Source organism: Actinoplanes sp. CA-142083 (assembly GCF_050942195.1).
GTDB lineage: Bacteria > Actinomycetota > Actinomycetes > Mycobacteriales > Micromonosporaceae > Actinoplanes.
In genome coordinates, this window is sequence record NZ_CP192076.1 from 9569165 (window position 1) to 9582284 (window position 13120).

The window sequence follows — 13120 nt, forward strand, 5'->3', positions numbered from 1 at the left end:
GTTGAAGTACCCGCGCACCTTCCACCTGCCGGACTCGCCCGGAGCGACCGCCGACGACAAGGTTCAGCACGATCTGTCCTGGTTGGACGGTGAGCTGGTGGTGACCGAGAAGCTCGACGGCGGCAACCTCACCTTCACGCGCGACACGATGTTCGGCCGGTCGGTCGACTCCGGCACGCAGCCGTGGGACCGGCCGGCCAAGGCGTTGTGGGCGATGACGGCGTACCGGATCCCCGACGACTGGCGGGTGTGCGGCGAGTCGATGTGGGCGCGGCGCAGCATCGCGTACTCGGACCTGCCCGGCGTCTTCATCGTCTTCGGCATCTGGGACGAGACCGACACGCTGCTCGGGTGGGACGACACGGTCGACTGGGCGCGGCGGCTCGAGCTGCCGGTGGTGCCGGTGCTCTATCGGGGCGGCAGTCTCTCCGAGGCGCGCACCGCCTGGGCGGCGCGGCGCACGCCGGAAGATTCCGAGGGCTTCGTGGTGCGTGCGGCCGGGCGGATTCCCGCGGCCGAGTTCTCCCACAAGGTCCTCAAGTGGGTACGAGCGGAGCACGTGCGCACCGATGCCGCGTGGCGCCACCGCGACGACTTCGCCGTGAACGAGTTCGCCTGATGACCGCCCGTGCCCGGTACGGCATCGACGCGCCGCCGGTGCTGTTCGGCCTGACGTCGGCGGTCGTCTTCCTGCTCGCCGCCACCATCGTCACGGCCGCGCTGGCCGGCTGGGCCGCGATCTGGCCCGCCCTGATCGGCCTCTACTTCGCGGCGAGCGCGTCGCTCTACCTGCACACCACCACGCGCGGGAAGTTCGCGGTGTGGCGCGAGGTCCTCGACGGCCTGTCCCTGCGCGGCGACGAGCGGGCCCTCGACCTGGGTTGCGGCCGCGGCGCGGTGCTGATCGCCGTGGCCCGCCGCCTCCCCGCCGGGCACGCGACCGGCGTCGACCTTTGGCGCTCGGTCGACCAGTCGGGTAACTCCCCCGCGGTGACGGAGGCAAACGCGACCGCCGAGGGCGTACGCGTATCGCTCGACACCGGGGACATGACGTCGCTCCCCTACCCCGACGAGTCTTTCGACCTGGTCGTCAGCAGCATGGCGATCCACAACATCCACCCCGCGGCGGGCCGCCTCACCGCGATCGACGAGGCGCTGCGCGTGCTGCGGCCCGGCGGCCGGCTGGTGATCGCCGACATCAGCGCGACGAAGGCGTACGCGGCGCATCTGGACAGCGTCGGCATCTCCGCCACCGTCCGCCCGCTCGGCTGGCGCATGTGGTGGGGCGGCCCGTGGCTCCCCACCGCGCTGGTGACCGCCGTCAGGCCGTAACGGCCACCTCGGCCTCGCTGCGCAGCATGCAGAACTCGTTGCCCTCGGGATCGGCGAGCACCACCCAGCCGGTGCCGTCGGGCCGGCGCAGGTCGTCGATCGGCTTGGCGCCGTGGTCGACCAGCCGCGCCAGCTCCTCGTCCCGGGTCCCCGCGGCGGGCCGCAGGTCGAAGTGGATCCGGTTCTTCCCCTGCTTGGCGTCGGGCACCTCGATGAACAGCACCTTGTGCGTCCGGTCCCGCGACATGATCATGCATTCCTCGTGCCCGGGAAGGTTGGGATCCTCGGGCAGCTCGGTGTAGTCGAGCACGCCCTCCCACCACTTGGAGAGCGCATAGGCGTCAGCACAGTCCACCGTGGTGTGCGAGATATACGAAGTCATGCGCGCATGCTCCCAAGCCACCCACGCGGAGGCCACGCATTTTGCGCGGGGTGTCGCGCCCGCCCGCTCGGTTCGAGATCTTGATGAGTACGGGTTCGGAGCGCGCGGCAAGTCATCACAACATCTTGGTGCGCGCGGGAAGTCATCAGGGGTGCGGGTTTGGGTGACCACTCACGCAGAATGAAGCGCCAGGGCCGGCGCAGCTGGGCCCCGGCGCGGCCTCGGCGGGAGCGACGGTCCGTACCCACCACCCAGATACGACATGAACTTGATCTTTATCTTCCGTCAGTGGGGAAACGGGCACTTCGTGCCGGTGCGGGCGATCGCGGCGGCCTCGTCGTCGAGGTAGAAGGCGGGGCGCTGGTCGAGCTCCTCGTAGTAGCGGTGGAAGACCGGCGTCAGGGAGCCGGACATCGGAGGGACGATCCAGCTCCAGTCGGCGGGGACGGGGCGGCCGGCCTTCTCCTCGTTGCGCAGGTGGGCCATGAAGCGCGCCGACTCGGTGTGGTGGTCGCTCATCTTCACGCCGGCCTGTTCGAAGCTCCACAGCACCGCGCGGTTGAGCTCCAGCAGCGCCCGGTCGCGCCACAAAGTGGACTCGCGGCTGGTGTCGAGGCCCATGCGGGCGGCGACGGTGGGCAGCATGTTGTAGCGGTCGGCGTCGGCGAAGTTGCGGGCGCCGATCTCGGTGCCCATGTACCAGCCGTTGAAGGGCGCCAGGGGGTAGTGCACGCCGCCGATGGTCAGGCGCATGTTGGAGATGGCGGGCACCGCGTGCCAGCGCAGTCCCAGCTCGGTGAACCAGTCGAACTCGGGATGGGTGATCGGCACCTCGCGGACGGCCCGCTCGGGCAGCTCGTAGAGCCGCACCCCCTCGGACGGTGTCTCGATGGCCAAGGGCAGCACGTCGAAGTGCTCGCCCTTGCCCCGCCATCCGAAGCCGCGCATCGCCGCGGTGAAGTCGGCCTGCCGGGTGTCGCCGACCGTGCGGCCCTGCTCGTCGCGGTAACCGGCGTAGCGGATGAGCTGCTCGTTCCAGACCCGGGCGAAGGGCTGGCCGGGTTGCGCGGCGGCGAAGATGCTGATCACCGGGCGGAGCTGGCCGTCGCCGGCGGCCTGCAGGTGGTGGACGAGCAGCGAGAAGATCTCGTCGGCGGTGCGGGCTCGCCGGCGGTCGAGGACCAGCAGGCTCTTCCAGTAGAGGCGGCCGATGCAGCGCGAGGAGTTGCGCCAGGCCATCTTCGCGCCGTGGCCGAGCTCCTCGGTGGTGTGCACGTAGGTGCCGGTCGCGGCGATCTGCGCGCGCACGATGGCCAGGCGGGGCTCGACCGGGCCCAGGCGCGGGTTCTCGACATAGCAGCGACGGAGGAAATCCTCGGCCTCGGCAGGGTCGACCGGCGCGACCGGATCCCATCGCTCGGTCGGATTGTCCCGATACCCAGGCACGATCATGGACGCCTCCACGGAGAGCTGACGTGTCCTCGGAGGTTGCCCGACCCGGCGGAAAAAAGATCACACACCGTGTGCGACAAAAAGGACGCAGCCCCGCCGGTCCGGCGGGGCTGCGTCCGAAATGAATTATTCGCCCGGAGTCGACTTCGCGATCTGCATCAGGAACTCGACGTTCGTGCGGGTCTGCTTGAGCCGGTCGAGCAGCAGGTCGAGCGCGGCCGACGAGTCCAGCGAGTGCAGCACCTTGCGGAGCTTGTGGATGATCGCCAGCTCTTCCTTGCCGAGCAGGATCTCTTCCTTACGCGTGCCGGACGGGTCGATGTCGATCGCCGGGAAGACGCGCTTGTCCGCGATCTTGCGGTCGAGCTTGAGCTCGGCGTTACCCGTGCCCTTGAACTCCTCGAAGATGACCGTGTCCATCATCGAGCCGGTCTCGACCAGCGCGGTCGCGAGAATGGTGAGCGAGCCACCGTTCTCGATGTTGCGCGCCGCGCCCAGGAACCGCTTGGGCGGGTAGAGCGCGGTCGAGTCGATACCACCCGACATGATCCGGCCGGAGGCCGGCGCGGCCAGGTTGTAGGACCGGCCGAGACGGGTCACCGAGTCGAGCAGCACGACCACGTCGTGGCCCAGCTCGACCAGCCGCTTGGCCCGCTCGATGGCGAGCTCGGCGACCGTGGTGTGGTCCTGCGGCGGGCGGTCGAACGTGGCCGCGACGACCTCGCCCTTGACCGAGCGCTGCATGTCGGTGACCTCTTCGGGCCGCTCGTCGACCAGCACGACCATCAGGTGGCACTCGGGGTTGTTGTGGGTGATCGCGTTGGCGATCGCCTGCAACACCATCGTCTTACCGGCCTTCGGCGGCGAGACGATCAGCGCGCGCTGGCCCTTGCCGATCGGCATGACCAGGTCGATGACCCGGGTGGTGAGGATGTGCGGCTCGGTCTCCAGCCGCAGGCGCTCCTGCGGGTAGAGCGGGGTGAGCTTGTAGAACTCGGGGCGGCGCCGGGCCTCCTCGGGCTCCATCCCGTTGATGGTGTCCAGCCGGACCAGCGGGTTGTACTTGTCGCGCCGGTTGTCGCTGTTGCTGTCGCGCGGGGTCGCCCGCACGGCGCCGGTCACCGCGTCGCCGCGGCGCAGGCCGTACTTCTTCACCTGGGACATCGACACGTACACGTCGTTGGGCCCGGAGAGGTAGCCGGTCGTGCGCACGAAGGCGTAGTTGTCCAGCACGTCGAGGATGCCGGCCACCGGGACCAGCACGTCGTCCTCGGTGACGTGCGGCTCGCGGCCGCCGTCACGCTGACCGCCGTCACGCTGGTCGCCGTCGCGGTCGCGGCCGCGACGGCGGTCACGGAAGCGGCTGCGGCGGCTACGCCGGCCGCCATCGCCCGAGTCGTTGTCGTCGTCATCGTGACCTTGATCACCGCTGTTGCGCGGGCCGCGGTCGTCGCGCTGACGGTCCTCGCGGGGGCCACGGTCGTCGCGCGGGCCACGGTCGTCGCGCGGGCCACGGTCGTCGCGCGGGCCACGGTCGTCGCGCGGGCCACGGTCGTCGCGCTGGTTGTTGCGCTGGCGGTCGCCGCGGTCGCGGTTGCGGTCGCCGCGCTCGGGCCGGTCGGTGCGCTCGGCCGTATCGGGCTGGGCGACCTGGGCCGGGGCGGGCGTCTGCTCGGCGACCGGGGCGGCGTCGCGCTCGCGGTCACGGTCGCGGTCACGCTCGCGCGGCGCGCGCTCGCGGCGCGGCCGGCTGCCACCCTCGGTGGCCGGTGCGGCCTCCGGCTGCACGGTGACCTGCGCGGTCTGCGGCTGGGCCGGTGCGGTCTGCGGGGCCTCGAGCGGAGCGGCGACGGTCTCGACCGGCGCCGGCTTCGACGCGGCGGCCTTTACCTCACTGGCACGCGGGCGCGGCGTCGACTCCGCGGCGGGCGCGCCACCGCTCTGCCGCTCAGAGATCGCGGTGATCAGCTCACCCTTGCGCATCCGGGCCGTGCCCGAGATGCCCAGGGATGCGGCGAGGCTCTGCAGCTCGGGCAGCAGCATCGCGGACAGCCCGGTGCCGCCTCGGCGGCGCTTCGTGGCGGTCGCGGTGGTGCCGGCGCCGTCAGCGACGTCAGAAACACCCGACGTCACGTCGGTGGTGTCGCTCAATGGATTCCTTCCGTCGGAAAAAGCCCGAGACGCCCGATCTGCAGCCTGGTGGCCGGGTGGCTCGGAACCCGCTTCGCCATGGCGACGCGGGAGTTTGTGCAGCACGGCAGCTCGACGGTGTCCCTGCCCGTCCTACGTTGACGAGTAGGTCTCGGCGAGTGCAGCGATTTGGGAGATCTGCTGCTCGGCGTGTGCCTTGCTGAGAATGAGTCGGCCTGAGCGGCCTGAAAATCTCTGGGGGTGCGCGCCGAACCGCAGTGATCGCTTGCTTCGCGGCTGTGCTTGGTCTTGAGCGTAGTCAACTCGCACGACCTGCGGCAACAGGGCCCCGCTAGGCGAGTTCCACCATACTCCCTTTGACAAGAGCACCGTGCGCATCCACGCCCAACGTCTGCGCGCGCCATTCTGTTCCCGGATGGAAGTCGGCCGGGACCTCGGACAACGCGAGAACTGTCGGACCCGCGCCACTCACCACGGCCGCCACGCCGACGGACCGCAGCGACGCCACGAGCGACGCGGTGCCGGGCATCGCCTCGGCGCGGTACCCCTGATGCAGCCGATCCTCGGTGGCCGCGAACAGCAGACGGGGATCCGCGGTGATCGCGTGGGTCAGCAGCGCCGCCCGTCCGGCGTTGAAGGACGCGTCCGCATGCGGAACATCCGGAGGCAGCGCGGCGCGAGCCGAGGCGGTATACCCGCGCTCCGCGGGAACGAAAACCTTCGGACGTACGCCTTCGTGAGCACCCAACCGCACGGCGCGCGCCCCCGCGCCCTCGGTCCAGGCGATCGTGAAGCCGCCGAACAGGCACGGCGCGACGTTGTCGGGATGCCCCTCGAGCCGCGCCGCGATCCGCAGGGCGTCCTCGTCGCCGATCAGGTTCATCCCGTCCTTCACCAGCCCGCGCGCCAGCTGCACGCCGCCGACGATGGCCGCCGACGAGGAGCCGAGGCCGCGCGCCTGCGGGATCTGGTTCACGCAGGTCACGGCCAGTCCGTCCGGCCGCTCGCCCATCGCGTCGAAGGTCGCCAGCATCGCGCGCACCACCAGGTGCTCCTCGTCGCCGGGCAGCTCGCCGGCGCCCTTGCCCTCGACGGTCACGGTGAAGCCGCCGTCGGTGACGCGGGCCTCCAGGTCGTCGTACAGGGTCAGCGCGAGACCCAGGGCGTCGAATCCGGGACCGAGGTTGGCGCTGGTGGCCGGCGTGCGCACGGTGACCGGGTCGGTCGCGAAGGTGAGGCCCATCGGCACATGCTAAGCGCTCAAGATTCACGAGAATGTCGCACCCGGCTTGTACGGTCGGCGGCGTGATCTCGCTAGGGGTGTTTCTCGGGAGCTTCGTGGTGCAGCTGCCGGTGTTCGCGGTGCTCGTGGTGGGGCTCATCCTGCTCACCGCCCAGGGCGCCCGGCTGCCGCGGCGCACCCTGCAGCTGGGCCGGGCCGGGCTCGCGGTGATGCTCGCCGAGGGCCTCGCCTCGATGGTCTGGTCGGCCCTGCTGCCCCAGATCATCTCGTCGCTGGACTTCGAGGTCGGGTGGACGCGCACCTACGGCCTGATCAACGCGGGCGTGGGCCTGGTGCTGGCGCTGTTGTTCGCGGCCGGGATCGCGCTGCTGATCGCGGCGCTGCTGGCGGCGCGGCAGCCGTCATTCGCGCCGCCCGAGCGTTGACGGCTCCTCGGTCAGGGTCAGCTTGCGGGTGGCGATGCGCCAGCCGATCGCGTAGGTGAGGGTCAGCGCCCCGCAACCGGCCAGGATCCAGCGCTCGTCCACCCGGTCGACGACAGAGGTGGCGATCAGCTGGCTCACGGTGATGGCCAGCGTCGCCAGCATCAGGTCGGTGGCGAAGACACGGCCGCGAAGCTGGTCGGGCACCTCGCCCTGCAGCGCGTAGTTCGACAGGGTCCAGTTGGCGCCGCCGGCGAAATGCGCCACGAAGACGAACACCAGCACCAGGGGAAACCAGGGTGTCACCGACACGGCGAGATAGCCGGCGCCGTAGAGCGCCATCGACAACGCCAGGCATGGCAGCAGCCAGCCGCGGCGGTGCAGCACCGGGCTGAGCGCGAACGGGCCGACCAGCGCGCCGAAGCCGCGCACCGCGAAGAGAAGGCCGGCGCCGAGCGTCCCCACGCCGTGCAGCGTGGCGATGAGCGGAAAGACGATCAGCACGCCGTTGCCGAGCCCGGCCGCCGACTTGACGGTGACCAGCGCCCGGATGCGCGGGCGGGCGCCGATGTAGCGCAGCGCCTCGACCAGCGCATGCCAGGTGGGTGGGCTCTCGCCGTCGGCTCGGGCGGCCTGCAGCGGGCGGCGCACCGAGAAGTTCAGCACGGCCGCGACCAGCAGCAGGGCGGCGGTGACCGCGAAGCTCCAGTACGCCCCGGCGACCGCGCCCACCACGCCGCCGAGCGACGCGCCGACGATCGTCATCGTGCCCCACGCCGAGCCCGAGATCGCGTTGGCCGCGGGCAGGTCATCGGCGTCGACGACGTTGGGCAGGGCGGCCGAGGCGGCCGGGGTGTAGAAGGCCTTGGCCACCGACATGGCGCCGATCGCGACCAGGGCCAGCGGCGCGGTCGCCGCCGAGCGGACGGCGAACAGCAGCAGGGCGGCCAGGAACGCGCAGACGTTGGCGATCACCAGGATCCGGCGCCGGTCGAAGCGGTCGGCGATCGTGCCGGTGAACGGCAGCAGCAGCGCGTTGATGCCGGTGTCGGCGGCCAGCACCAGGCCGCCCCAGACGCCGCTGCCGGTGAGCTTGGGCAGCAGCACCAGCAACGGCACCATGACGAACCAGTCGGCCCCGAAGACCACGAGCTCGGCCCCGAGGAGGCGGCGGAAGTCCCGGTTACGGGTGATGACCGAGAACGATGGCACGTAAGGAATCTAGCCCGGCCGCCGGACGGGCGAGGCCGGCCCGTCGCCGGACCGGCCTCGTCTCACATCACTTCGCTTCGCCCGGGCGCCGCGGCACCTTCAGCACCTCGAACTGGTCGGTGTAGCCGCGCAGCGCCCCGCTGGGCGCCTCGTGCGCGCCGCCGCTGGAGTCGGGCGCCACCCCGGCCGGGACCTCATCGGCGGCCGGCTCGTCGGCGGCGTGCTTGGGCATGTCTTCCGGCAGGCCCTTGGCGGCCCGCTTCGCGGCCCGCTTGGCCCGCCGCTTCTCCTTGCGGTTCTCCACCATGGTGTAGAGCGTCGGCACCAGCACCAGGGTGAGCAGCGTCGAGCTCACCAGACCGCCGATGACCACAATGGCCAGTGGCTGCGAGATGAAGCCGCCCTCGCCGGTGAGGCCGAGCGCCATCGGCAGCAGCGCGAAGATGGTCGCGATCGCGGTCATCAGGATCGGCCGCAGCCGGTGCCGGCCACCCTCGATCACCGCCTCCTGCACGCCCATGCCCTGCGCCCGGTAGTGGTTGATCAGATCCATCAGCACGATCGCGTTGGTGACCACGATGCCGACGAGCATCAGCACGCCGATCAGCGCGGGCACGCCCAGCGCGGTACCGGTGACCAGCAGCAGCACGATCGCGCCGGTCGCCGCGAACGGGATCGAGACCAGCAGGATCACCGGCTGGATCAGGCTGCGGAACGTCGCCACCATGATGATGAAGACGATCGCGATCGCGGCCAGCACGGCCAGGCCGAGCTGCTTGAACGCGTCCGCCTGGTCCTGGCTGACGCCGCCGAGCGAGTACGACGCGCCGGCCGGCAGCGTGAGCGCGTCCAGCTTCTTCGTCAGCTCGGTGGTCGCGGCGCCGACGTCGGAGCCGGTGGCGGTGCCCTTGACCGAGGCGCTGCGGTTGCCGTCGACCCGGGTGACCTGCTCGGGGCCGGCCACCTGGTTGACGTCGGCGACCTGGTCGAGCCGGACCACACCCTTCGGCGTGGTGACCGGCAGGGCCTTGAGCGCGTTCGGGTCGGCGGGGGCGTCGCCGTACGACACCACCACGCTCTCCGTGGCGCCGTCGACCGTGATCTGCCCGGCCGGGGCGTCCCGGAAGGCGGCGGCCACGGTCTGCCCGATCTGGGCCTCGGTGAGGCCGTACTGGGCGGCGACGTCGCGCTTCACCGAGACGTCGAGGCGCGGGACGCTGGCGGCGAGCGTGGTCGTCACGTCGGTGACGCCCTTGGTCGCCGTCATCGCCTCCTGCACCTGCTTGGTGGCCGACTCCAGCACGTCCTGGTCGGCCGCCTGCACCTGCACCGAGAGCTCGCTGCCGCCGAGGCCGGAGCTGTCGGCGCCGACCGTGATGTCGCCGATGCCGCTCATCTTGTCGAGCTGGGCGCGCAGGTCGTCGGTGACCACTTCGGCGTCCGCGTCGTCGTTGAGGCCGACCTGGAAGCTGGCCGTGCTGGCCCCGGACGAGCCGGCGAACGGATTGAACTCGCCGTTGCCGACCGTGACCTGGTACGTCTTTACGTCCTTGTTGCCGGAGAGCACGGTCTCGACCTGCTTGGCCGCGTCGTTGGTGGCCGCGAGGCTGGTGCCGACCGGCAGCTCCTGGGTGATGCTCAGCGAGTCCTGCCCGGACTGGTCCAGGAAGTTGGTCTTGAGCTGGCTGCCCAGACCCAGCGTGAAGATCAGCACGAGGACGCCGATGGCCAGCGTCGTCCAGCGCCGCTTGGTGGCAAACCGGATCACCGGAAGGTAGGCGCGCTGCAGCGGGTTGCGCAGCTCCTTCTCCTCCGCCGCGCGGCGGACCGCCTCGGTGTCGGAGCCGGCCGGCGGCGGCTTGAGGAACCAGTACGCCAGCACCGGGACGACCGTCAGCGCCACGAACAGCGACGCCAGCAGGGCGACCGTGACGGTGATGGCGAACGACGAGAAGATCTGGCCGACGAGGCCGCCGACCAGGGCGATCGGGAGGAACACGGCGACCGTCGTGAGCGTCGAGGCGGTCACCGCGCCGGCGACCTCCCGGACGGCCCCGATGATCGCGTGACTCTTCTCCTCGCCGTACTCGAGATGTCTCTTGATGTTTTCCAGGACCACGATCGAGTCGTCGACCACACGGCCGACCGCGATCGTCAGAGCCCCGAGGGTGAGCAGGTTGAGCGTGTAGTCGCCGGTCCACAGGGCGATCAGCGCGATCAGCACCGACAGCGGGATGGACACAGCGGTGACCAGCGTCGAGCGCACCGACATCAGGAAGATCAGGATGACGATCACGGCCATCACGAGGCCGAGCAGGCCCTCGGTGGTCAGGCTCTTGATCGAGCTCTGGACGTAGGGCGCCTGGTCGACCACGACGGTCAGCTTGGCGCCGGTGTCCTTCTGCAGCTGGTCGAGCTTGGCGCGGACCTCCGTGGAGATCTGCACGGGGTTGCCGTTCGGCTTCGCCGTGACCTGCACGCCGAGGCTGTCGACGCCGTCGGTGCGGGTGTACGACGTCGCGGCCGGCAGCTTGCTCTCGACCGACGCGACGTCGCCGAGCTTGACCGGGCCACGGCTGCCGCTGAGGTAGAGGCCCTTGAGGTCGTCGACCGACGTGATCGGGTTGCCGACCTGCACGTTGAGCGACTTGTCGCCCTCGATGACCGAGCCGGCCGGGATCGATGCGCCGTTGGCCTGCAGCACCGTGCTGATCGACTGCGGGTTGACCCCGGCGGCGGTCAGCTTCGCGAAGTCGGGCGTGACCACGACCTGCTTCGACCGGGCGCCGGTGACCGTGGTGTCGCGGACCCCCTCGATCGAGTTGAGCTCGGGCACCACGGTCTGGTTGAGCTTGGCGAGCAGGTCGCTCTCGTCGGAGCCACCGGACGCCGCCAGCACGATCGCCGGGATGTCGTCGGTGCTGCCGGCGAAGATCTGCGGCTCGACGTTGTCGGGCAGGGTCGGCTGGATCCGGTTGACCGCGGTGGTCAGCTGGTTGACCGCCTGGTCGAGGTCGGTGCCGTAGACGAACAGCACGGTGACCGTGGCCGAGCCCTCGGACGTGGTCGAGGTGACGCTCTCGATCCCGTCGACGCCCTTGACCGCGTTCTCGATCGGCTCGGTGACCTGGTCCTGGATGATCTCGGGGCCGGCCCCGGGGAGCGACGCGCCGACGAAGGCGGCGGGGAACTCGATCGACGGGAACAGCTGTTGTTTCAGCGATGGGATGGCGAACAGCCCGAAGCCGGTGATCACGATCGCGATCAGGGCCACGAGCCCGCGGTTGGCAAGACTGAGCCGGGTCAGGAATGACATGGGCGCTCCCCCCGTAAAAGTTCGGCCTGCATGAATAGTTTGCCTGACGCGAACAAATGGTTTTCCGCCGGGGTGTTTTGATACCGTCCGGCCATCAGCGCGTTACGAAGAAGGGTTGGCGTTGGCCGGGAACGAACAGCTCATCGCGGACATTATGGGCGCCCAGGAACGGCTCCAGCAGGTGTTCGGGTACGACCGGTCGGACCCACTCTTCTCCTCGCACCTGACGCTGTCGCAATTCAAGATCCTCATGCTGCTCTCCCGGAACGGCAATGTATCGGGCGGCGAGCTGGCCCGGCTGCTCGGCGTCGGCCTGGCCGCGCTCAGCGGCATGGTCGACCGGCTCGTGCAGCAGGACCTGGTCGTACGCAGCGAGGACCTGCACGACCGGCGGGTACGCCGGATCGGGCTCTCGAGAAAGGGCGCCGAGCTCATCGGGAGCATCTTCAACGCCGGGGAGGCGAAGATGCGTACGCTCCTCAGCCACCTCTCAGATGAGGAGCTCGACCTGGTGGCACGGGCATCCCTGCTGCTGGCGAAGGCGGCGGAGGAATCCTCGTCAGGCGAGGCCTAGCTCGCGGGCGGCGATCAGCACATCGTTCTGGATGGTCGTCGGGGACGGCGCGGTCGAGATCGCCCATTCCGGGTCCTTGAGGCCGTGACCGGTCACCGTGCAGACGATGGTCGAGCCGGCCGGCACCTTGCCCGCCTGCGCCTGCTGCAACAGGCCCGCCACGCTGGCCGCGCTGGCCAGCTCGACGAACACGCCGACCTCGCGGGCGAGCAGGCGGTACGCCGAGAGGATCTCGCGGTCGGTCACCGCCTCGATCAGGCCGCCGGACGCGTCCCGGGCGTCGAGCGCCTTGGTCCAGCTGGCCGGGTTGCCGATCCGGATGGCGGTGGCGATCGTCGACGGCTCGGGGACGACCTTGCCGTTCACGATCGGGGCGGCGCCGGAGGCCTGGAAGCCGTACATCCGGGGCAGCTTGCTCGCGTTGCCCGCCTCGTTGTCCTCGAGGTAGCCCATCCAGTACGCCGAGATGTTGCCGGCGTTGCCGACCGGGAGGCAGTGGATGTCGGGGGCGTCGCCGAGCGCCTCGACGATCTCGAAGGAGGCCGTCTTCTGCCCGTGCAGGCGGAAGATGTTGACCGAGTTGACCAGCGAGACCCGGAAGTCCTGCGACAGCTTCGCGGCCAGCGCGAGACAGTCGTCGAAGTTGCCGTTGACCTGCAGCAGCTTAGCGCCGTGCACGAGCGCCTGGGCCAGCTTGCCCAGCGCGATCTTGCCCTGCGGCACGAGCACCGCGCAGGTGAGGCCGGCACGGGCCGCGTACGCCGCGGCCGACGCGCTGGTGTTGCCGGTGGAGGCGCAGATGATCGCCTTCGAGCCGTCCTCGACCGCCTTGGACACGGCCATGGTCATGCCGCGGTCCTTGAACGAGCCGGTCGGGTTGGCGCCCTCGACCTTGAGGTAGACGTCGGCGCCGACCCGCTGGGACAGCACCGGCGCCGGCACGAGCGGCGTGTTGCCCTCGTGCAGCGTGACCACCGGGGTGGCGTCGGTGACCGGAAGGCGGTCCCGATAGCGCTCGATCAGTCCCCGATACATT

The 13120-nt window shown here is 70.3% G+C and carries 11 protein-coding genes; 4 read left to right on the plus strand and 7 right to left on the minus strand.

The features are described from left to right. The first annotated feature begins 1 nt into the window (after position 1). Both ACQPZX_RS44020 and ACQPZX_RS44025 read left to right on the plus strand, forming a co-directional pair. Complete coding sequence (locus ACQPZX_RS44020) at positions 2-619, plus strand: RNA ligase family protein (protein WP_433369676.1); 618 nt, start codon at positions 2-4, stop codon at positions 617-619. Next, positions 619-1332: a class I SAM-dependent methyltransferase gene (locus ACQPZX_RS44025; protein ID WP_433369678.1), complete on the plus strand. Its 714-nt coding sequence runs from the start codon at positions 619-621 to the stop codon at positions 1330-1332. Before ACQPZX_RS44020 ends, ACQPZX_RS44025 begins: the two co-directional genes overlap by 1 nt. On the opposite strand, the gene ACQPZX_RS44030 is transcribed toward ACQPZX_RS44025, so the two are convergent. From ACQPZX_RS44030 to thrB, 4 genes are all read right to left on the minus strand, one after another. Further along, positions 1322-1714 carry a VOC family protein gene (locus ACQPZX_RS44030; protein ID WP_433369681.1) on the minus strand — a complete coding sequence of 131 codons (393 nt, stop codon included), beginning with the start codon at positions 1712-1714 and terminating at the stop codon, positions 1322-1324. The genes ACQPZX_RS44025 and ACQPZX_RS44030 overlap by 11 nt on opposite strands. Positions 1715-1999: 285 nt before the next feature. Next, the gene (locus tag ACQPZX_RS44035) at positions 2000-3166 is read right to left on the minus strand and encodes a nitric oxide synthase oxygenase (protein WP_433369684.1); all 1167 of its coding nucleotides are present in this window, start codon (positions 3164-3166) and stop codon (positions 2000-2002) included. 126 nt (positions 3167-3292) lie between these two features. Next, positions 3293-5317, minus strand: a complete 2025-nt coding sequence (gene rho, locus ACQPZX_RS44040; RefSeq protein WP_433369687.1) for a transcription termination factor Rho — start codon at positions 5315-5317, stop codon at positions 3293-3295. Positions 5318-5648: 331 nt separating this feature from the next. Continuing rightward, entirely contained in the window at positions 5649-6560 is a 912-nt protein-coding gene (gene thrB / locus ACQPZX_RS44045; RefSeq protein WP_433369689.1) for a homoserine kinase, read from the minus strand. 62 nt (positions 6561-6622) lie between these two features. On the opposite strand from thrB, the gene ACQPZX_RS44050 reads away from it, so the two are divergent. Then, a complete protein-coding gene (locus ACQPZX_RS44050; RefSeq protein WP_433369692.1) occupies positions 6623-6985 on the plus strand; it encodes a hypothetical protein in 363 nt (120 codons plus the stop codon). Here ACQPZX_RS44050 and ACQPZX_RS44055 read toward each other — a convergent pair. Together ACQPZX_RS44055 and ACQPZX_RS44060 are read right to left on the minus strand one after the other, a co-directional pair. Then, positions 6962-8194 (minus strand): MFS transporter, encoded by a 1233-nt coding sequence (locus tag ACQPZX_RS44055; protein WP_433369695.1) that lies wholly within the window; start codon positions 8192-8194, stop codon positions 6962-6964. The two genes, ACQPZX_RS44050 and ACQPZX_RS44055, sit on opposite strands and share 24 nt — an antisense overlap. A gap of 67 nt (positions 8195-8261) precedes the next feature. Further along, positions 8262-11510 (minus strand): efflux RND transporter permease subunit, encoded by a 3249-nt coding sequence (locus ACQPZX_RS44060; RefSeq protein ID WP_433369697.1) that lies wholly within the window; start codon positions 11508-11510, stop codon positions 8262-8264. A gap of 121 nt (positions 11511-11631) precedes the next feature. On the opposite strand from ACQPZX_RS44060, the gene ACQPZX_RS44065 reads away from it, so the two are divergent. Beyond that, on the plus strand, positions 11632-12084 hold the full coding sequence (locus ACQPZX_RS44065; protein ID WP_433369699.1) for a MarR family winged helix-turn-helix transcriptional regulator: 453 nt from the start codon (positions 11632-11634) through the stop codon (positions 12082-12084). Here the strand turns inward: ACQPZX_RS44065 and thrC are convergent. Then, positions 12070-13119, minus strand: coding sequence for a threonine synthase (gene thrC, locus ACQPZX_RS44070; RefSeq protein WP_433369701.1), 1050 nt, complete (start codon positions 13117-13119; stop codon positions 12070-12072). The two genes, ACQPZX_RS44065 and thrC, sit on opposite strands and share 15 nt — an antisense overlap. Position 13120: the final 1 nt, after the last annotated feature.